The organism is Rhodococcus sp. Leaf233 (genome assembly GCF_001426165.1).
GTDB lineage: Bacteria > Actinomycetota > Actinomycetes > Mycobacteriales > Mycobacteriaceae > Rhodococcoides > Rhodococcoides fascians.
This window is the reverse complement of record NZ_LMRO01000010.1, coordinates 294237-314662: the sequence shown is the minus strand read 5'-3', so window position 1 is coordinate 314662 and position 20426 is coordinate 294237. Positions and strand designations below refer to the sequence as shown.

General features: G+C 65.7%; 18 protein-coding genes. 17 read left to right on the top strand and 1 reads right to left on the bottom strand.

Going from position 1 to position 20426, the window contains the following annotated elements; translation table 11 throughout:
* Positions 1-131 precede the first annotated feature (131 nt).
* The 9 genes from ASH04_RS17110 to smc all read left to right on the top strand — a co-directional run bounded on the left by ASH04_RS17110 (position 132) and on the right by smc (position 8861).
* Positions 132-923, top strand: coding sequence for a DivIVA domain-containing protein (locus ASH04_RS17110; protein WP_045841865.1), 792 nt, complete (start codon positions 132-134; stop codon positions 921-923).
* 91 nt (positions 924-1014) lie between these two features.
* Positions 1015-1623 (top strand): YceD family protein, encoded by a 609-nt coding sequence (locus ASH04_RS17105; protein WP_027496671.1) that lies wholly within the window; start codon positions 1015-1017, stop codon positions 1621-1623.
* Entirely contained in the window at positions 1624-1806 is a 183-nt protein-coding gene (gene rpmF / locus ASH04_RS26215) for a 50S ribosomal protein L32 (RefSeq protein ID WP_032397784.1), read from the top strand.
* Between the two features lie 26 nt (positions 1807-1832).
* Complete coding sequence (rnc, locus tag ASH04_RS17100) at positions 1833-2615, top strand: ribonuclease III (protein WP_027496672.1); 783 nt, start codon at positions 1833-1835, stop codon at positions 2613-2615.
* Positions 2615-3481 carry a bifunctional DNA-formamidopyrimidine glycosylase/DNA-(apurinic or apyrimidinic site) lyase gene (gene mutM / locus ASH04_RS17095; RefSeq protein WP_045841863.1) on the top strand — a complete coding sequence of 289 codons (867 nt, stop codon included), beginning with the start codon at positions 2615-2617 and terminating at the stop codon, positions 3479-3481. The genes rnc and mutM overlap by 1 nt, the downstream gene beginning before the upstream one ends.
* Before the next feature lie 49 nt (positions 3482-3530).
* A complete protein-coding gene (locus ASH04_RS17090) occupies positions 3531-3959 on the top strand; it encodes an OsmC family protein (RefSeq protein WP_027496674.1) in 429 nt (142 codons plus the stop codon).
* Positions 3959-4855, top strand: coding sequence for an SMP-30/gluconolactonase/LRE family protein (locus tag ASH04_RS17085; protein WP_057474107.1), 897 nt, complete (start codon positions 3959-3961; stop codon positions 4853-4855). Before ASH04_RS17090 ends, ASH04_RS17085 begins: the two co-directional genes overlap by 1 nt.
* Positions 4852-5127, top strand: a complete 276-nt coding sequence (locus ASH04_RS17080; RefSeq protein ID WP_027496676.1) for an acylphosphatase — start codon at positions 4852-4854, stop codon at positions 5125-5127. Before ASH04_RS17085 ends, ASH04_RS17080 begins: the two co-directional genes overlap by 4 nt.
* A gap of 59 nt (positions 5128-5186) precedes the next feature.
* A complete protein-coding gene (gene smc / locus ASH04_RS17075; RefSeq protein WP_057474106.1) occupies positions 5187-8861 on the top strand; it encodes a chromosome segregation protein SMC in 3675 nt (1224 codons plus the stop codon).
* 7 nt (positions 8862-8868) lie between these two features.
* Here the strand turns inward: smc and ASH04_RS17070 are convergent, their stop codons facing one another.
* Entirely contained in the window at positions 8869-9501 is a 633-nt protein-coding gene (locus ASH04_RS17070; protein WP_032383417.1) for an MSMEG_1061 family FMN-dependent PPOX-type flavoprotein, read from the bottom strand.
* A gap of 97 nt (positions 9502-9598) precedes the next feature.
* Here ASH04_RS17070 and ftsY point away from each other — a divergent pair, with 97 nt between their 5' ends.
* The 8 genes from ftsY to ASH04_RS17030 all read left to right on the top strand — a co-directional run bounded on the left by ftsY (position 9599) and on the right by ASH04_RS17030 (position 20271).
* Entirely contained in the window at positions 9599-10975 is a 1377-nt protein-coding gene (ftsY, locus tag ASH04_RS17065) for a signal recognition particle-docking protein FtsY (protein WP_032400565.1), read from the top strand.
* Positions 10976-11161: 186 nt separating this feature from the next.
* The gene (locus ASH04_RS17060) at positions 11162-12466 is read left to right on the top strand and encodes an ammonium transporter (RefSeq protein ID WP_373453891.1); all 1305 of its coding nucleotides are present in this window, start codon (positions 11162-11164) and stop codon (positions 12464-12466) included.
* A 72-nt stretch (positions 12467-12538) separates the two neighbouring features.
* The gene (locus ASH04_RS17055; RefSeq protein WP_019664269.1) at positions 12539-12877 is read left to right on the top strand and encodes a P-II family nitrogen regulator; all 339 of its coding nucleotides are present in this window, start codon (positions 12539-12541) and stop codon (positions 12875-12877) included.
* A complete protein-coding gene (locus ASH04_RS17050) occupies positions 12867-15398 on the top strand; it encodes a [protein-PII] uridylyltransferase (RefSeq protein ID WP_027496681.1) in 2532 nt (843 codons plus the stop codon). The genes ASH04_RS17055 and ASH04_RS17050 overlap by 11 nt, the downstream gene beginning before the upstream one ends.
* A gap of 226 nt (positions 15399-15624) precedes the next feature.
* On the top strand, positions 15625-16560 hold the full coding sequence (locus ASH04_RS17045; RefSeq protein WP_426376071.1) for a M23 family metallopeptidase: 936 nt from the start codon (positions 15625-15627) through the stop codon (positions 16558-16560).
* A 153-nt stretch (positions 16561-16713) separates the two neighbouring features.
* On the top strand, positions 16714-18273 hold the full coding sequence (ffh, locus tag ASH04_RS17040; protein ID WP_032366589.1) for a signal recognition particle protein: 1560 nt from the start codon (positions 16714-16716) through the stop codon (positions 18271-18273).
* An 11-nt stretch (positions 18274-18284) separates the two neighbouring features.
* A complete protein-coding gene (locus ASH04_RS17035; protein ID WP_032372628.1) occupies positions 18285-19403 on the top strand; it encodes an amidohydrolase family protein in 1119 nt (372 codons plus the stop codon).
* Positions 19396-20271, top strand: a complete 876-nt coding sequence (locus tag ASH04_RS17030; protein WP_080731228.1) for a CPBP family intramembrane glutamic endopeptidase — start codon at positions 19396-19398, stop codon at positions 20269-20271. The genes ASH04_RS17035 and ASH04_RS17030 overlap by 8 nt, the downstream gene beginning before the upstream one ends.
* The last annotated feature ends 155 nt before the right edge of the window (positions 20272-20426 follow it).

Sequence of the window (20426 nt, the reverse complement as noted above, 5' to 3'; positions counted from 1 at the left end):
AAAGGGCGACACACCGGGTGGGTATAGCGCAGACCGGCGTATCGGCGGGCAGACTGAACAGCGAAGAACTGTGGGTGTCGTCTGCGGAGCAGATGCGTTCGCGGTGGCAGATTCGACGATTGGGGTAACCGGTGTACCGCGTATTCGAGGCGCTCGACGAGCTCGTCGCCATTGTCGAGGAGGCGCGCGGCGTTCCGATGACTGCCGGGTGCGTCGTCCCTCGCGGCGATGTCCTGGAATTGCTCGACGACGTACGTGACGCCATACCCGGCGAGCTCGACGATGCGCAGGACGTGTTGGATCATCGCGACAAGCTGGTGGGTGACGCGCGGGCGACGGCGGAGAAGACCGTCACCAGTGCGAACGCCGAAGCTCAGGACACGGTGGAGAACGCACGCGACTCGGCGGACCGCATTCTCGCCGACGCCAAAGCCCAGGCCGATCGCATGGTGTCCGAAGCGTCGGCGCATGCCGATCAGCTCGTGGCCGATGCCGAAGCCGAGGCCGAGCGAACGGTTCTCGAAGGCCAGCGTGAGTACGAGGCGCTGACCGTTCGCGCTCGCACCGAGGCCGATCGGATGATCGAGTCCGGTACGGCGTCGTACGAGCGGTCGGTCGCAGACGGCACCGCCGAACAGAACCGGCTCGTCTCGGAGACGGAGGTCGTTCAGGCGGCCCACGCCGAGTCGGCTCGGGTGATCGACAGCGCACACGCCGAATCCGATCGGATGCGCAGCGAGTGCGACGTCTACGTCGACACCAAGCTTGCAGAGTTCGAGGAGTTCCTCAGCGGCACCATTCGGTCGGTGGGTCGCGGTCGGCAGCAGCTGCGCACCGGCTCGGGCGTCCCGGACTACGGCAACGAACCGTACGGTGACACCTCCTACGGAAGTGCAGACCAGGGACGTCGTAGTCGGCACTGACCCGTCATGATTTGCTCACGTATGCGCAGATGCGTATCGTTGTGTGGTTGCTTACCGACAGTAGGCACACCGACAGTAAGGAAGATCAGCCGTGCCCCCGCCCAAGAGAACGACGCGTCCCGAACTGGACGCAGGATTCGTTCTGGACATTCTCAACCTCGGTCGTCGACCCGGGTCGACGAAAACCATCGAGCGGACGGTTCCGGCTCCTTCCCGAATCGGCCTCGATGCCATCGCCATCGAAGCCGGTGTACCGGTCTCGCTCGATCTGCAGTTGCAGGCGGTATCCGAGGGCGTTCTCGTCACCGGTTCCGTGCGAGCTGCCACGGCCGGTGAGTGCACGCGCTGCCTCGACCCGGTCACTGGCAATGTCGACGTCTACCTCACCGAGCTGTTCGCTTACCCGAACAGCATCACCGAGGAGACGACGGATGCGGACGAGATTCACCGCATCGTCGACGACCTGATAGATCTCGAACCCGTCATCGTCGACGCGGTCGGTCTGGAGCTTCCACTCCACCCCGTCTGCAGTGACGAGTGCGAGGGATTGTGCCCAGAATGCGGCGTTCGCCTGGCGATTGCTGAATCCGGCCACAGTCACGATACAATTGATCCTCGCTGGGCTGGACTTGCAGCCAAATTTGGCGTGGATCCAGAACCGAGCACAGAACTTGTGAACAACGAAGCCGAGGAGAAGTAAGTGGCTGTCCCGAAGCGCAAAATGTCGCGTTCCAACACGAGGTCGCGTCGTGCACAGTGGAAAACCACTGCGCCCACCCTCGTGACGTGCCCCAACCGTGGTTGCGGCGAGAAGACGCTGCCCCACATCGCGTGCCCTTCGTGCGGTACCTACAAGGGCCGCCAGGTCGTCGCAGCGGTCTGATTCCCGCTCAGGTGACAAACGAAGTAGTGGACCGACACAACGGCGGGCCACAGAACAATAGCTCCACTGCCGTCAGCGGCGGGGACGACCGAGAGTCGCTCCTCGCCGCTATCGGTGTTTCTCTGTCCGAACCCTTGTTGACGCTGGCTCTGACGCACCGGTCGTTCGCCTACGAGCACGGTGGTCTGCCGACCAACGAACGGCTCGAGTTCTTGGGCGACTCCGTGCTCGGCTTGGCGGTCACCGAGCACCTGTACGCGGTGCACCCCACCAAGTCCGAAGGACAGCTGGCAAAGATCAGAGCCAGTGTGGTCAACATGCATGCGCTCGCCGAGGTGGCTCGTGATCTCGGTGACGGCGGCCTCGGTCGTCATCTGTTGCTGGGTAAGGGCGAAGAGCAGACCGGCGGGCGCGACAAGCCCAGCATCTTGGCCGACGGTATGGAGTCCTTGCTGGGTGCCATCCACTTGCAACACGGAATCGATGTTGCCCGCACCGTGGTTCTGACACTGTTCGCCGGCTTGCTCGATCGGGCTCCCAAGCTCGGTGCGGGTCTGGATTGGAAGACCAGCCTGCAGGAGTTGACTGCGGAACGTGCATTGGGTGTCCCCGCGTACGAGATCTCGTCGACCGGACCCGACCACGACAAGGAATTCACGGCCACTGTGCTCGTCGGCGGATTCCCGCGCGGCGTCGGGGTGGGCCGGTCGAAGAAGGAAGCCGAGCAGAAGGCTGCCAGCACGGCGTGGAACTCGTTGTCGGACAATGAGACTCCTGTCGTTGCCGACTCCGCATCCGACTCTTCCTGATGCCCGAACTGCCTGAGGTCGAGGTGGTCCGGCTCGGCCTGGAATCCCACGTGGTCGGCAAGACGGTGCGCTCGGTGGAGGTGCTACATCCTCGCGCCGTGCGGCGACACGACCTCGGCGGCCTCGATCTGATCGGCCAATTGCGGGGCCAGCGCATCGCTTCGGCCCAGCGGCGTGGCAAGTATCTGTGGCTGGTGATGGCACCCGGCGATTTCGCGACCGTCGTCCACCTGGGTATGAGCGGGCAGATGCTCGTGCAGCCTCCCACTGCCCCGGACGAGAAGCACCTGAGAATTCGAGCTCGCCTGGACGACGGTAGCGACCTCCGCTTCGTCGACCAACGGACCTTCGGCGGTTGGGCACTCGCTCCGATCGTGACGGTGAACGGGACCCAGGTACCCGAACCGGTCGCGCACATCGCCCGCGATCCTATCGACCCACTGTTCGATGCCGAATCGGTGGTGAACGTGTTGCGCGGCAAGCACACCGAGATCAAGCGGGCACTGCTCGACCAGACCGTGCTGTCCGGTGTCGGCAACATATACGCAGACGAAGCGTTGTGGCGCGCGAAGATTCACGGCAATCGAATCGCAGAAACACTGACGCGTCCCGCGCTGCGGCGTCTGCTGACCGGGGTCCACGCGGTGATGGGGGAGGCCCTCGCTCAAGGCGGAACCTCCTTCGATGCGCTGTACGTCAACGTCAACGGGCAGTCCGGCTACTTCGACAGGTCGCTCGATGCCTACGGGCAGGAAGGACTGCCCTGTTCGAGGTGCGGCGCACCGATCCGGCGCGAAAAATTCATGAACCGCTCCTCGTTCAGCTGCCCCACCTGCCAGCCGCGGCCGCGACACCTCCGGACCTGACCTCATTCCGCAGGCTCCACTCCTGAACCGCCCGCCTAGTATTTCGGTCATGGCAGAACAGAGCACGCCGACCAACCTCTGGGTCGAGCGCACAGGCACACGTCGATACACCGGTCGCAGTTCGCGGGGAGCCGAGGTGCTCATCGGGTCCGAATCGGTCGAGGGTGTTTTCACTCCGGGGGAGCTGCTCAAGATCGCCCTCGCGGCGTGCACGGGCATGAGCTCCGACGTCCCGCTCTCTCGTCGACTCGGTGACGACTACTCCGCCACCGTCGAGGTGTCCGGGGCCGCCGACCGCGAGAACGAGCTCTATCCCGAGTTGAACGAGATCCTTCGAGTCGACCTCAGCGCGATGGACCCCGAGGCGCAGCAACGCCTGCTGACCGTCGTCGAGCGTGCCATCGACAAGGTGTGCACGGTCGGGCGGACCTTGAAGGCCGGAACGACGATCAACCTGGACATCGACGTGGACGCCTGATGAAGTCTCGGGCGATCCTCACCGCGGCGTTGCTCTGCGGCGCGTCGATCGCCGCGGCCCCGGCCGCACAGGCGTCGAGTGCGTGTACTCCGTGGTCGGTGAGCACAGTGGCGTCGGGATTCGGGATGCTCGAGAATCTGGAGTTCGACGGCCGCGGCTCGATGATCGTTTCCGAGACGTCGCCGATCGGACCGGGTGCTCTACGTAGCGTCGCGCCGAACGGAGACCGGGGCACTCTGGTGTCGGGCGTCGAGTCACCCGGCGGCTTGGTGCGGGACGGAGACACCCTGTACTTCACCACCGGAAACAGTGCGGCCGCAGGACTTTTCGATTCCTCGACCGGAACGATCGACGCGCTCGATCTCGATACCGGTGGTCGCTCGACGTACGCGTCGGGCCTGGCGATGCCCAACGGACTGGCGAGATCGGAGACGGGTGATCTCTTCACCACCCGTAATCTGGGTGTCGCTGCAGGCCTGAGCCGGATCGCGACCGATCGCACCGTGTCGACGGTACGTACGGATCTGGGGTCTGCCAACGGGATTGCGATTGCGCGCGGAAAGATCTACGTGGGCAACACGTTCGATGTCGAGCCCGTCGTGTACGTCCTCGACGAGCAGGATCCGTCCGGTTCGGTCTCGCGTGTTCGCGTCGACGGATTCGGACCACTCACCATGTCGGACGACCTGACCGTGGGTGTCGACGGAATGATCTATCTCGCACAGAATCTCGCGGGACGAGTTATTCGCATCGACCCGACGTCGGGGTCGTCGTGTGCCGTGGCGACAGGTGTGCCGCTGACATCCGCGGTCGCGTTCGGCGGGGTGGGATTCGACCCGACGTCGTTGTACGCAACGAGTTTCGACGGATCCGTCCGAGAGTTGAGCCCGGCATGAACGACGAGCGTCTGACGGCGTGGGTGCACGGCCTGGTGCAGGGCGTCGGGTTTCGGTGGTGGACTCGATCGCGTGCTCTCGAACTCGGTCTCGTCGGTCATGCGACCAACCACGCCGACGGACGGGTGCTGGTGATCGCCGAGGGACCGCGCGATCGTCTCGACGCGCTTCTCGAACTGCTACGCGGCGGTGGAACCCCCGGCACGGTGACGCTCGTCGTCGAGAGTTGGGGGTCGGCCCGCGGTGATCTGAGCGGTTTCGTCGAGCGCTGACCTGCACTACCGGAGGCTGGGCGCGCGGGTGGGCACCTGGCCGGTAAAGTACGGACGCTATGTATCTGAAGAGTCTGACGCTCAAGGGCTTCAAGTCCTTCGCTTCGGCGACGACTCTTCGATTCGAGCCCGGTATCACCTGCGTGGTCGGACCGAACGGCTCCGGTAAATCGAATGTCGTGGACGCTCTGACCTGGGTGATGGGCGAGCAGGGTGCCAAAGCCCTGCGCGGCGGCAAGATGGAAGACGTCATCTTCGCGGGAACCTCGGGTCGAGCGCCGCTGGGTCGGGCCGAGGTGACGCTGACGATCGACAACTCCGACGGAGCGCTGCCGATCGACTACTCCGAGGTATCGATCACCCGCCGCATGTTTCGCGATGGTGCGGGCGAGTACGAAATCAACGGAAGCTCCTGCCGTTTGATGGACGTCCAGGAGCTGCTGAGCGACTCCGGTATCGGGCGCGAGATGCACGTGATCGTCGGGCAGGGCCGGCTGGCGGCGATTCTCGAATCCCGCCCGGAGGACCGGCGAGCATTCATCGAGGAAGCTGCCGGCGTTCTCAAGCACCGCAAACGCAAGGAAAAGGCGGTCCGCAAACTCGACGCGATGCAGGCCAATCTCGCGCGACTGAACGATCTGACGACCGAACTGCGTCGGCAACTCAAGCCGTTGGGTCGGCAGGCCGAGGTCGCACGTCGAGCGCAGACGGTGCAGGCAGACCTGCGCGACGCTCGCCTCCGGCTGGCGGCAGACGATTTGGTGGCCAGGCGAGAAGAATTCGCCAACCAGACGCAGGACGAGGAAGCGGCTCGCGAGCAGTATGCGATGGTGCAGGACGCCCTCGAGGCGGGGACCGTAGCCCTCGCCGAACACGAGCAAGCCGTCGCTCGCCTGACGCCCAGCGCCGAAGCAGCCGGGCAGACGTGGTTTCGACTTTCCGCGCTGGCCGAACGAGTCAACGCGACTGTTCGCATCGCGCACGAGCGGGCCCGGCACCTCGACTCCGTGCAGAGCGCCGGCCGAGGGCAGGACCCCGACGAGCTGGAGGCACAGGCCGAGCGGGTTGCCGAAGAAGAGATGGAACTCGTCGAAGCCGTGGAGATGGCGCGGGAAACCCTCGAGGCGGCCCGCGAACAGTTGGCCGAACGAGAGTCGGCGGCTGCGGCTGCGGAACGGGCGCACCTGGCGGCCGTGCGTGCGGTGGCCGATCGCAGGGAGGGCTTTGCACGCTTGTCCGGGCGGGTCGATACCTTCCGGACCAAGGTCGAATCTATCGACGCCGAGGTGGCACGCCTGTCGGTGGCCATCGACGAGGCCCGTGAACGGGGCGAGGCGGCCCAGCGCGAGTTCGAGAGCGTGCAGGACCAGATCGGTACCCTCGACGCCAGCGAACTGAGCTTGGACACCCACTACGAGCGCGCAGTGGCTGCGCTACGTCATGCCGATGCGCGTGTCTCGGAATTGCAGGCAGAGGAACGCACCGCGGGTAAGCGGGTGGCGTCCTTCGAAGCGAGGATCGAGGCGCTGACGATGGGCCTCGAACGAAAAGACGGTGCCGGCTGGTTGGTGGAGAACGAACAGGACGGACTGTCGGGACTGCTGGCCGGGCACCTGACGGTCGAGCCGGGATACGAGATCGCGGTCGCAGTCGCGATGGGACCGGCGGCCGACGCTGCCCATGCAGAGTCCTTCGCCGCTGCCCGCGATGCAGTCCTGGCGCTCCGCGCCGCGGACGGTGGTCGCGCAGCCATAGTGCACAGCAGTTCCGTTGCAGTGCAACCACTCTCACGTCCCGAACTTCCTGATGGCGCGCGGTGGGTGCTCGATCTCATCGACTACCCGGACCGCCTGGCCGGTGCCATGACGGCATTGCTCGACGGCGTGGTTGCCGTCGACTCGCTCGACACCGCGCACCGACTCGTCTCCGACAACGGCCGACTGCGCGCGGTGACCAAGGACGGCGACGTCGTAGAACCCGGGTGGGTGACCGGAGGATCGGACCGACGGCCCAGCACGCTCGAAGTGCAATCCGCCATCGACACCTCGACCGTCGAGCTGGCTGCGGCCGTGCGAAGGGCCGAGGAACTCGATGCTGCGCTCTCTGGTGCACTCGCGGAACAGCGCGACCGACGTGAATCGGCGGAGCAGGCTCTGGCTGCCCTCAACGAATCCGATGCCGCTATGGCAGCTGTGTACGAGCAGCTGGGCAGGCTCGGTCAATTGGCGCGGTCTGCTCATGCCGAGTCGGCACGGTTGACGACGCAGCGTGATTCGGCAGAGACGAGTCGCGAGGAAGCGGTCGCTCGGCTGGCCGAGCTCGAAGACAGCCTGCGATCCGCCGAGGACGAACAATCCGGGTTCGTGGGAGACGGTGAGAGCGGCGACGCGGCCACCACGATGGAGCGTGAAATGGCGGCGGCCGCGCTCACCGAGGTTCGCGCCGTGGAAGTCGAAGCTCGGCTGAACGTGCGCACCGCGGAGGAGCGTGCGCAGTCGGTCCGGGGACGGGCAGATTCGCTACGCCGGGCGGCGCGAGCCGAGCGGGAGGCCAGAGCCAGGGCCGAGAGGGAGAGCGCGGCTCGGCGTCATGCTGCCGCGGTCGCTGCCGCAGTGGCGGAGTCGGGTGAAGAGCTCGCGACTCGTCTCGGGGCGGTCGTCGCTGCTGCCGCACGACGGCGCGACGAGCTCTCGGCCGAACGGACAACGCGCACAGCCGAACTCGACACGGTGAAGGAGCAGGTTCGGGCACTGCAGGGACAGTTGGCCTCGATCACCGACGCGGTGCACCGCGACGAGGTGGCGCGTGCCCAGGCCGCTCTGCGCATCGAGCAACTCGAGACGACCATTCTCGAACAGCACGGGATCGGGCTCGACGATCTGGTGGCGGAATACGGCCCCGACGTCCCGCTGCCTCCGACCGAACTCGAAATGGCCGAGTACGAGGCGGCCAAGGAACGCGGTGAGCAGGTGGTGGCACCCGCCCCGATGCCGTTCGACCGCGCCACTCAGCAGGCGCGTGTCAAACGCGCCGAACGGGATCTGGCCACGCTCGGCAAGGTGAACCCGCTGGCTCTGGAAGAGTTCGCGGCACTGGAAGAGCGATACAACTTTCTGTCCACCCAGCTCGAGGACGTCAAGTCCGCGCGCAAGGACCTGCTCGGGGTCGTCGCCGACGTGGACGACCGCATCCTGCAGGTGTTCACCGAGGCCTGGCTGGACGTCGAGCGTGAATTCACCGGTGTCTTCGCCAAACTGTTCCCCGGGGGCGAGGGACGGCTGATTCTGACCGACCCGTCGGACATGCTCACCACCGGAATCGAAGTGGAAGCACGGCCGCCCGGCAAGAAGGTCAAGCGGCTGTCGCTGCTGTCCGGCGGCGAGAAGTCGCTGACGGCCGTTGCGATGCTCGTGGCGATCTTCCGTGCTCGACCGTCGCCGTTCTACGTGATGGACGAGGTCGAAGCAGCGCTGGACGACACCAACCTGCGGCGACTCATCGGTTTGTTCGAGCAACTCCGCGAGAAGTCGCAACTGATCGTCATCACGCACCAGAAGCCGACGATGGAAGTGGCCGACGCCCTCTACGGCGTCAGTATGCGCGGTGACGGCATCACCACCGTCATCTCGCAGCGGCTCAATCGCGAGCGCGTCGCCGTCGATGCAGTCGAACCTGCCGTCGAGGCCGCCGAACCGGACGTGTCGGTGCCCAGCGACACCGATTCCGCGACGTGAGGCTGCGCTACTTCTCGGGGTAGAGCTGCTCGGCGTAGGAGGGCCCGTAGTACTCGCGGAGTTCTTCCACCGTTTCGGGTGCCTGCGGAATCAACGCTTTCGTCAAGGACGCGACATCGGGAATGGAGTCCGCATCCCACGTGTCCGGCTGCCACAACTTGGACCGCATGAATGCCTTGGCGCAGTGGTGGAACACCTGCTCGATGTCGACGACGAGGCACATGATGGGTCGGTGGCCCTTGACCTGCAGTTCGTCGAAGAACGGTGCGTCGGTCACCAGCGACGCGCGACCGTTGATGCGCAGGGTGTCGCCGCGCCCCGGCACGAAGAAGTTCAGGCCGACGAACGGATTCTCGAGAATGTTGCGGTAGCCGTCCATTCGACGATTACCGGGCCGTTCGGCCAGTGCGATCGTGGCCTCGTCGACGACGTGGACCAGGCTGCCGGGCGGATCACCCTTGGGGGAGACGTCGCACCGCCCGCTCGCGTCCGAGGTTCCCATCAGGCAGAAAGGCGAGGCCGCGAGCCAGTGCACGTCGAGTGGATGCAGGGTCCGGCGATCCTTGTTGGCCGCCCGAAAGCTGGGTTCGCCGAACATGGCGGTCAGTTGGTCGGCGTCGCGCACCGCGGTCCACGTCATGGCGACGATGCTATCGACACGACCCGGACGGCGGACAGTCCATTTCGGCGATGCACCACCGATGCGCTCGGTCGTGACCACCTGAGAGGATGGTCACGTGAGTAATCAAGCGTGGATCATCGTCGCGGCGATCGCTGCCGTCCTGCTCGTCGTCCTCGTCGCCGGGTTCGTTCTGTCCCGTCGCCGGAGAGTGTCCCTCAAGTCGGACGAGGCCGCCCGAATCGAGGACGCGGCCACCAAGGACAGATCCGGTGGCTACACCGCCGGCAGCGGTTTCTCGTTCAGTCAGGGCACTGCGACCGCCGAGCCCGTCCCGCCTGCCCCGAAGCCCGTCCCGCCTGCCCCGAAGCCTGTCGAGACCTTCCCGGTCGAGCCGACGCCGGTGCCACCCACCCACACTCGGGACGAGCCGGAGGTCCTCGACCCCGAGGTTCCGGTCGTCGAGCCTCAGGTGCCGGTTGTCGAGCCCGCCGAGCCGGCCGAGCCCACCGCGCCTGCGGTGCCGGAACCCGCCCCGGACGCCGAGGCACCTGCTCCTCGACTGGACACCATCGATCCGACCGAAGGTCGGTTGGACCGTCTTCGTGGACGTCTGGCTCGTTCCCAGTCCGCGGTGGGCAAGTCCCTGCTCGGATTGCTCGGCGGCGGAGACCTGGACGAGGACTCCTGGGAAGAAGTCGAGGACACGCTGCTGATCGCCGACATCGGCTCGGCCACGACGACGGAGATCATGCGCACGCTGCGCGAGCAGATGGCAGCTCGCAGTATTCGTACCGAAGCCGATGCGCGAGCCCTGCTGCGGGAAATTCTGGTGGCGCAACTGCATCCGGAGTTCGATCGTTCGATTCGCGCGCTTCCGCACGACGGCGCGCCTGCGGTGTTGTTGGTCGTCGGAGTCAACGGCACCGGCAAGACCACGACCACCGGCAAGCTCGCCCGTGTCCTGGTCGCGGACGGCCGGCGAGTGCTCCTCGGTGCGGCCGACACGTTCCGCGCTGCTGCCGCGGATCAGCTGCAGACCTGGGCCGAGCGAGTCGGTGCCGAAGTGGTGCGCGGTAAGGAAGCCGCCGACCCGGCCGCCGTTGCCTTCGACGCGGTGAGCAAGGGAATCGAGAACGGAGTCGACGTGGTGCTGGTCGACACCGCAGGTCGCCTGCATACGAAGTCCGGTCTGATGGACGAGCTGAGCAAGGTCAAGCGCGTCATCGAGAAGCGGGCCCACGTCGACGACGTGCTGCTCGTTCTGGATGCGACGGTCGGCCAGAACGGACTGACTCAGGCGCGCGTCTTCGCCGAGATTGTGGACATCACCGGTGTCGTGCTGACCAAGCTCGACGGAACCGCGAAGGGCGGCATCGTTTTTCAGGTACAGCGGGAACTCGGGGTACCCGTCAAGCTCGTCGGTCTCGGCGAAGGTGCCGACGATCTGGCTCCGTTCGAGCCAGGGGCGTTCGTCGACGCACTGCTCGGTTGATCGACCTCGCCGGGCTCCGGCGAACCGGGTAAAAAGCACAAACGCCAGCACGAAACCTTTTAGCAACAGAATTCGGTCATGCGTTCACATGCCCGAAACACCCGAGTGTCACGGATGAAACTTCGTGAAACCACTCTTCTTGCGTAACGGCGCGCCAACCGGTGTGCAGGAGAATGGAGGGTGTACGTGAGTCCCGAGGATATGTTGGCCAACTCCGGCAACGCCGCGTGGATGCTGATGGCAGCATCGCTGGTACTGCTGATGACGCCGGGCTTGGCGTTCTTCTACGGCGGTATGTCGCAGTCGAAGTCCGTGTTGAACATGATGATGATGTCGTTCGGAGCTATGGCCGTCGTCTCGATCATCTACTTCCTGTGGGGATGGTCGATGTCCTACGGCACCCAGGACATCGGCGGTGTCTTCGCCAACCCGTTCGAGTTCTTCGGACTCAAGGATTCGATCACCGACGCGGACGGCAACTACATCGCCGGCGCATGGGGTTACGCCAACGTCATCGACGTAGCGTTCCAGGTCACGTTCGCCATCATCACGGTCGCCCTGATCAGCGGCTCGATCGCCGGTCGAGTCAAGTACGGCACCTGGCTCGCCTTCGCAGGAATCTGGGTCACCCTCGCGTACTTCCCGCTGGCACACATGGTCTGGGGCGGTGGACTGCTGTCGGGCTCCGAGAAGGGCTTGGCTGCAAAGATTTTCGGAACGATGGTCAACGACGACGGTGACACCGTCGCCAACGTCGCACCGATCGACTTCGCCGGTGGAACCGTCGTGCACATCAACGCCGGTATCGCAGGCCTGATCCTGGCGATCATCATCGGCAAGCGAGCCGGATTCGGCAAGGTCGCCTACCGTCCGCACAACCTCCCGTTCGTCATGCTCGGCGCAGCGCTGCTGTGGTTCGGCTGGTTCGGATTCAACGCCGGTTCGGCATTCGCCGCCGACGGCATCGCAGGCGTGGCCTGGGTCAACACCACCGCGGCCACCGCAGCGGCCATCGCAGGCTGGCTCATCACCGAGCGCATCCGCGACGGACACGCAACCAGCCTCGGTGCCGCATCGGGCATCGTCGCAGGTCTGGTCGCCATCACCCCGGCCGCCGGTGCGCTCACCCCGGTCGGAGCCATGATCCTCGGCGTCATCGCCGGCGTGCTGTCGGCTCTCGCCGTCGGACTGAAGTTCAAGTTCGGCTACGACGACTCGCTCGACGTCGTCGGCGTCCACCTGGTCGCAGGCCTGTGGGGCACCATCGGAATCGGCTTCCTCGGATCCGAGACCGGCCTGTTCTACGGTGGTGACTACAAGCAGCTCGTCGTGCAGATCGTCATCGCGTTGTTCGCATTGATCTTCACGGCAATCGTGACCGCGGTCATCGCCTTCGCTCTGAAGCCGCTGGGCTGGCGCGTGACGGACGAGGAAGAGGCGAACGGCATCGACGAGGCCGAGCACGCCGAGACTGCATATGATTTCGCCTGACAAGGTAGAGATAGAGATGAACGCTGCACCGTACGACAACGGGCACTCGAGGTCTTGTGAAGGGAAGCAAAAATGAAGCTGATCACGGCAATCGTCAAACCGTTCACCCTGGAGGACGTCAAGACGGGGCTGGAACAGGCCGGCGTGCTCGGAATGACCGTCAGTGAGGTTCAGGGCTACGGCCGCCAGAAGGGCCACACCGAGGTCTACCGAGGTGCGGAGTACTCGGTCGATTTCGTTCCGAAGGTGCGTGTCGAGGTAGTCGTCGACGACGCCGCAGTGGAGAAGGTCGTCGAGGTCATCGTCGAAGCAGCCCGCACCGGCAAGATCGGGGACGGCAAAGTGTGGGTTTCCCCGGTGGATTCGGTCATCCGAGTCCGTACCGGAGAACGTGGCGCCGATGCGCTCTGACCCCACAGGGTCTCGGTCCGGGGGCCCCGGTTCTGGCGCACGCGCGCCAGAACCGGGGCCTTCGGTCTCTACGGGCTCCGCATCGAAGGGCACGAGCGATGCAGCTGCGGATCTCGCTCGGGCCAGAAAGCAACTGCTCGACGGCGGCACCCGCAACCGCCGACTCGATGCGCCCTCGCTCAGGCAGGCGCTCGTCGATCTTCACGAGTTCTGGCTGACCACCAAGGGCGCAGAACTGGGCGTGAAGCCGGATTCCGGTTTCGCGATAGTCGCAGTAGGAGGTCTGGCGCGTCGCGAACTGCTGCCGTACTCCGACCTGGACTTGATTCTGTTGCACGACGATCTCGACCCCCGCATCGTGGCCGACGTCGCCGACAAGCTCTGGTATCCGTTGTGGGACGCCCACATCAAGCTCGATCACAGTGTGCGTACCGTGCCGCAGGCCCTGCAGGTTGCCGCGGCGGACATGACCGCGGCACTCGGCATGCTCGAAGCACGACACATCGCCGGTGACGTGGAATTGAGCAACCTGTTGATCGGTGGCATACGTCGGCAGTGGCGCACCGGAATTCGCGGTCGCTTCGACGAGCTGATCGGCCAGACTCAGGGGCGCTGGGCACGAAGCGGCGAGATCGCACACCGTGCCGAACCCGACCTCAAGAGCGGCCGCGGCGGGCTGCGCGACGTGCAACTGCTCGACGCCCTGTCGATTGCTCAATTGACCGATGGCATGCCCGGGTTGGGACCCGAATCACCCGGCGGCGGTTTGGCATTCGCGCACGGGCGACTTCTCGACGTGCGTACCGAACTGCACCGGGTGGCCGGTCGTGCCCGAGATCAGCTGCGTGCGCAGGACGCCGACGAGATCGGTGCTGCGCTTCGCATCGGCGATCGGTTCGATCTCGCTCGTGTGCTCAGCGATTCGGCACGCACCATCAGCTACTCCGTCGATGTGGGTTTGCGTACCGCCGGCAATTCGCTTCCACGACGCGGTCTTTCGCGTCTACGTCGCGTACCCGTTCGCCGTCCGCTGGACGAGGGAGTCGTCGAGCACGCGGGTGAGGTGGTGCTGGCACGCGACGCACGACCGAACAAGGATCCGGGTCTGATCATGCGGGTTGCGGCAGCGTCGGCTCAGACCGGCATGCCGATGTCTGCCTCCACGCTCAACCGCCTGTCCGACAGCGCCCCCGAACTCCGTGAGCCGTGGCCCAAGGAAGCACTCAACGATCTGTTGGTGCTGCTGGGATCCGGCCGCAAGGCCATCGCGGCCATCGAGGCGCTCGATCGAACTGGATTGTGGGGCAGGCTGATTCCGGAATGGGGTGCGGTTCGAGATCTGCCGCCTCGAGATGCGGTGCACACCTGGACGGTGGATCGACACCTGGTCGAAACTGCCGCGTACGCAAGTGCATTGACCACACGTGTCGCTCGTCCCGATCTGCTGGTGCTCGGCGCGCTCGTCCACGACATCGGAAAGGGACGCGGCGGCGACCACAGCGTCGTCGGTGCCGATCTCGCCGTTCAGATCGGTAACCGGCTCGGCTTGTGGCCCTCCGACGTGGCCCTGCTGACGGCAATGGTCCGCTATCACCTCCTGCTGCCGGAGACTGCCACCCGGCGCGATCTGGACGACCCGGCAACCGTGCAGACCGTCGTGGATGCGCTCGGTGCGGACACCGTTCTGCTGGAGCTTCTGCATGCGCTCGCCGAGGCGGACTCTCTCGCGACCGGACCCGGCGTGTGGGGGGACTGGAAGGCGTCGCTGATCCGTGAACTCGTTCGTCGTTGTCGGCTGGTGATGGCGGGAGAGACTCTGCCGTCGCCGGATCCGCTCGACCCGGCGCACATCGAGTTGGCCTCGCGCGGGGGAGTGCACGTCGACATCACGCCCACCGACGGTCTGCACACCTTCGTCGTGACCGTGGTTGCACCCGACACTCCAGGACTGCTGTCCGACGCGGCCGGAGTGCTGGCACTGCATTCCTTGCGGGTGCTGTCGGCCTCGCTCGGCAGTCACGACGGTTCGGCGATCAACTCGTTCGATGTCGCACCGTTGTTCGGTGCCCCGCCGCAGGCGGGGTTGATCCGGCAGGAGATCATCCGTGCGCAGGCGGGCGAGCTCGACCTGGTCGCCGTACTCGACGCGAAGGAACGAGACGCCCGCGTCGAGACCTCGGACGAGGACGGCGAGGATTCGGCTGTGCCGGTCCTGTACGCCCAGGCTCCGCCTCGGGTGCTGTGGTTCGACGACAACGAACCGGGTCAGGTCGTGCTCGAACTGCGAGCCGAGGACCGCCTCGGCCTGCTGTGTCGATTGGCGAGCGCAATCGAGCAGCAGGGATTCGATATTCGCTGGGCGCGGGTATCGACGCTGGGTAGTTCTGTGGTCGATTCCTTCTGCATCGACTTGGCCGGCGCGGACAGTCGGGCTGTGCGCGAGGATCTCGAACGCGCGCTCCTCGCCGTCGTGCCATCGCCGGAACCGCCCAAACCCCCGGAAAAGCCCGAGGGCACTTGACCGTTGGTCGGAAGTTCGTCGGAAACCGACATGCCGTGGTGACATTTCACGAACTTCCGGCCGATGGGTTTACCCCCGAGACCGATTTGTTATGTTCGTCACCTGACGCAGCAGGCCCTTCGGGCCGAACTGCCGGCTCCGCTGCTCGAACGTCTCGTCGTTCCTGCAGGCTCCAATTCTGACATTTCGAGAGGCGCGCACTGTGGGATCACACCGACGGTCGAACATCTACGTACCGGCCGAGACGGCATCGGGTACGCCCGGTGGCAAGCATCGCGCCGCGGAGGAAGTTCAGGACACCGGCAGGCGTGCGGCCACCATCGTCGCCGCAACCGGCGCCATCGTCGTCGGCGCGACCACCATGGGCGCGGGCACCGCAGGCGCGGCACCCGTCCCGGAACCGCCCGCGGCCGGATTCCCCTTCGCCGTCCCGGAGGGTGTGCTGCCTGCCGGATTCGAGCTGCCCCAGTTCGTGCCACCGCAGTTCGTGCCACCACAGTTCGAGTTGCCGCAATTCGCGCCGCCTTTCGGTGCGCCGCCGCAGGCCGCACCGGACTTGGCTCCGGCCCCACAGACCGATCCTTCGGCAGTCCCGTCGGACGCCTCGACACAGGCACCGACTCCGGGACCGCTCGCCGCTCTCGGCCCCGAGGTGGACGCCGCGGCCCAGCAGTGGCTCGACGACGTCGGACTCGGTGGAACGGGTGCCGGGCCGGCGTCGCCGCTCGAGAGTTTGCGTTCGTTGAAGAAGGCGACGGTCCAGCCCGTCGCCGGAGTGTTGACGTCGAACTTCGGTTCGCGGTGGGGCACTCAGCACAGCGGGCTGGACATCGCCGCCCCGATCGGCACGCCCATCTACGCTGCAGCCGACGGCACGGTGTCCGATGCGGGACCGGCGTCCGGTTTCGGGCTCTGGGTCAAGGTTCTGCACGACGACGGCACCGAGACCATCTACGGACACGTCAACGACTTCTCGGTGCAGCCCGGTCAGCGGGTCACAGCCGGAGAACAGATCGCAACTGTGGGCAATCGCGGTCAGTCGACCGGCCCGCACCTGCATTTCGAGGTGCACGATCCCGCCGGCGTCAAAGTCGATCCCGCACAGTGGCTCTCCACCCGCGGCGTCGCTGTGACGTGGAGCGATTCGGCAAGCAAGGCCTGACCGGTCGCACCGCACCGAACGGACTCACTGCCCGACGCCCTGAGCGAGGATAAGGTGGGCTGGCGTTAGTCTGGTGACAACGCCGGACTCGGTCTGGTGACAGTGCCGGACTCGGCTCGTTTTCGGTGATCGGCTAGCTCAGGAGTGCAATCGGTGTTCGAATCCCTTTCCGACAGGTTGACCGGGACTCTCAAGGACCTGCGTGGCAAAGGTCGACTGTCCGGTGCGGATATCGACGCCACAGCCCGCGAGATCCGACTGGCCCTGCTCGAGGCGGACGTGGCGTTGCCCGTCGTGCGGGAGTTCATCAACCGCATCAAGGTCCGCGCCAAGGGTGCCGAAGTATCGGGCGCACTCAACCCGGCTCAGCAGGTCGTCAAGATCGTCAACGAGGAACTGGTCGGCATCCTCGGCGGCGAAACACGCAGACTGGTGTTCGCCAAGAACCCGCCCACCGTCATCATGCTGGCCGGCCTGCAGGGTTCCGGTAAGACGACTTTGGCGGGCAAGCTCGCCAAGTGGCTGAAGGGTCAGGGTCACACCCCGCTTCTCGTCGCCTGTGACCTGCAACGTCCCGGTGCCGTCAGCCAGCTCCAGATCGTCGGCGAACGGGCAGGCGCGGCAGTCTTCGCCCCGCACCCGGGCACGTCCATCGGCGGTGGCGAGAACGCGCTCGGCGTGTCGGCCGCGGACCCGGTCGAGGTGGCCCGCGCCGGAGTGGCCGAGGCTCGCAGCAAGCAGTACGACGTGGTCATCGTCGACACCGCAGGCCGTCTCGGTATCGACACCGAGCTGATGAGCCAGGCCGCCGGGATTCGCGACGCGGTCGAGCCGGACGAAACCTTGTTCGTTCTCGACGCCATGGTCGGCCAGGACGCCGTCAGCACCGCCGAGGCGTTCCGCGACGGAGTCGGCTTCACCGGTGTCGTGCTGACCAAGCTCGACGGCGATGCCCGCGGCGGCGCAGCACTGAGCGTGCGCGAGGTGACCGGGCAGCCCATCATGTTCGCGTCGACCGGCGAGAAGCTCGAAGATTTCGACGTCTTCCACCCCGACCGCATGGCCAGTCGCATCCTCGGCATGGGCGACGTGCTCAGCCTCATCGAGCAGGCCGAGCAGCACTTCGACGCCGAGCAGGCCGAGGCCACCGCCAACAAGATCGGCTCCGGCCAGCTCACGCTCGACGACTTCCTCGAGCAGATGATGGCCGTCCGCAAGATGGGGCCCATCGGAAATCTGTTGGGAATGTTGCCCGGCGCGGGCCAGATGAAAGAACTGGCCAATGTCGACGAGAAGCAGCTCGACCGGGTGCAGGCGATCATTCGCGGCATGACGCCGCAGGAGCGCACCGACCCGAAGATCATCAATGCCTCCCGACGACTGCGGATCGCGAACGGCTCGGGCGTGAAGGTCTCCGACGTCAACCAATTGGTCGATCGGTTCTTCGAGGCACGCAAGATGATGTCGGCGATGGCCGGTCGGATGGGCATGCCGGGTGCGCGAAAGCAGGTGCGCAACAACAAGAAGGGCAAGAAAGGCAAGAAGGGTGCTCGCGGGCCCACACAGCCGAAGATCCGCGGCGGGTTCCCCGGAATGCCGGGTGGAATGCCTGCCGGAATGCCCGACCTGTCGTCGATGCCCAAGGGCCTCGATCAATTGCCGCCGGGACTCGAGGGAATCGATCTCTCGCAGCTGAAGCTGCCGAAGAAGTAAGCGGGCCTGCGGTGTCGGCATTGCGGGTGCGGGGACGCGGGCTGCCGGACGAGTCCCCGATCGACCTGTGGATCGACGGCGGCGTCCTGTCCACGGAGCCCATCGCCGATGCCGACTTCATCCACGACGGCGGGTGGATACTGCCCGGGCTCGTCGACGCGCACTGTCATGTCGGCATCGAGTACGGCGGAGGACACACCGACCTGGCCGGGTCGATCGCGCAGGCCGAGACCGAACGAGGCGTCGGGGCTCTGCTGCTGCGTGACGCGGGATCTCCGGTCGACACGCGGGCGTTGGACGACCACGACGATCTGCCACGCATCATCAGGGCGGGGCGGCACATCGCCTCCCCGAAGCGATACATCCCTGGCCTGGCGATCGACATCGAGGACGAATTACAACTTCCCGAGGCGGTGGCGCAACAAGCGCGATTCGGCGACGGGTGGGTCAAGCTCGTCGGTGACTGGATCGACCGCTCGGTGGGAGACCTCCGGCCCCTCTGGAACGACGCGATCCTCGTCGACGCCATTGCCGCGGCCCATGCGGAAGGGGCACGCGTCACCGCGCACGTCTTCGGGGAAGACGCGCTCCCCGGACTGATCGCGGCAGGCATCGACTGCATCGAACACGGCACCGGCCTGACCGACGAGACCATCGAGATGATGGTCGAGCACGGGACAGCGTTGGTGCCGACGTTGATCAACATCGAGACCTTTCCCGGCATCGCGGACTCGGCCACCCGCTACCCGGTCTACGCCCGGCACATGCGCGCGTTGCATGCGCGAGTCGGCGATACCGTCGGCCGTGCCCACGACGCAGGTATCCCGATCTTCGCCGGAACCGACGCCGGCGGATCCATCGCGCACGGCCGCATCGCCGACGAGGTGGACGCTCTGGGACGCGTCGGATTGTCACCGACCGACGCGCTCGGTGCTGCTTGCTGGGACGCCCGGTCGTGGCTGGGGCGAGGCGGGCTCGAGCACGGTGCGCCCGCCGATCTCGTCGTGTACTCCGACGACCCGCGCGGGGGAGCGGACGTGTTGTCCAACCCCGAGCTGGTGATTCTGCGCGGCCGCGTGACCGATCGTCGTGGACGCGCCGCGAGTGGATCGGGATACGTCGATGGTTGATCCGCGGCAAGGCCCGGACCGATTCGATGCCGACCAGTTCGGCCGCACACCAGGAGGCGCGGGGGAATTCGACGTGAACCGGCCCAGCTGGGCGGGAATGGCACCGATGAATCACGTGCAACAGCAGGGCTCGGGACTGTCCGAGACCTACTGGCGTGCCGAAGCAGCGGCCGAGGAGCGCAGACCCGGCCAACGGTGGGGACTGCCGGCGGCCGCCCTCGTGCTCGGCCTCAATCTTGCCGGGTTCCTGCTCCTCGGCCTGGTCGTGTCCTCGGAGTCCTCGCCGCTGTTCGTCGTGGGGATCATGATCCCGAGCCTGCTCGCCGCAGGACTGGCGGTGGCGGTGACGATGTCGAGGGGCAACGGCCCCGTCGTCGACTTCGGGCTACCGAGATCCGTTCACGAACTCGTCGGTCATATCCGATCGGGTCTGGCCTGGGGCGGAGTCGCCCTCGTCGGTGGAGTGCTGCTCGCACTCGTGCTGCTCTCGCGTATCGATTTTCAGGATCAGGCACCGCTGGGCGGTATGGCAGACATCGCCGTGGGGTGGAAAGTCGTTTTCGCCGTGTGGATTTGGATCGGCGCACCGATCTGCGAAGAAACGATGTTCCGCGGCATGTTGTGGGGAGCTCTCGAAAAGCGCACTCGACCCATGCCGATGGCGTGGCTGGGCAACCGCTGGGTGGTCCTGGTGATCACGGCGGTGATGTTCGCGATCTGGCACCGAGAATGGTGGCGCTTCGTCGTCCTGCTGTGGGGAGGACTCGCCATCGGCATCGCGAGAATGAGAAGTGGCTCGATCGTCGCGTCGACCACGGCTCACTCCGTCAACAACACCTTTCCGGCTTTGGTGATTCTGCTGGCCTGACCGGGCGATTGAGGGTATCGGGTGGTCGTCTGGCAGAATGGACCGCTGTTCGCCCGTCTCCGGTTACGTACCGCGCGGCGGTCACGACAACTCCAACGCAAAACCGGGTTCGCATGCCGTGCGAACCGCTGAATTGCGCAGTGACCACTCCTCGA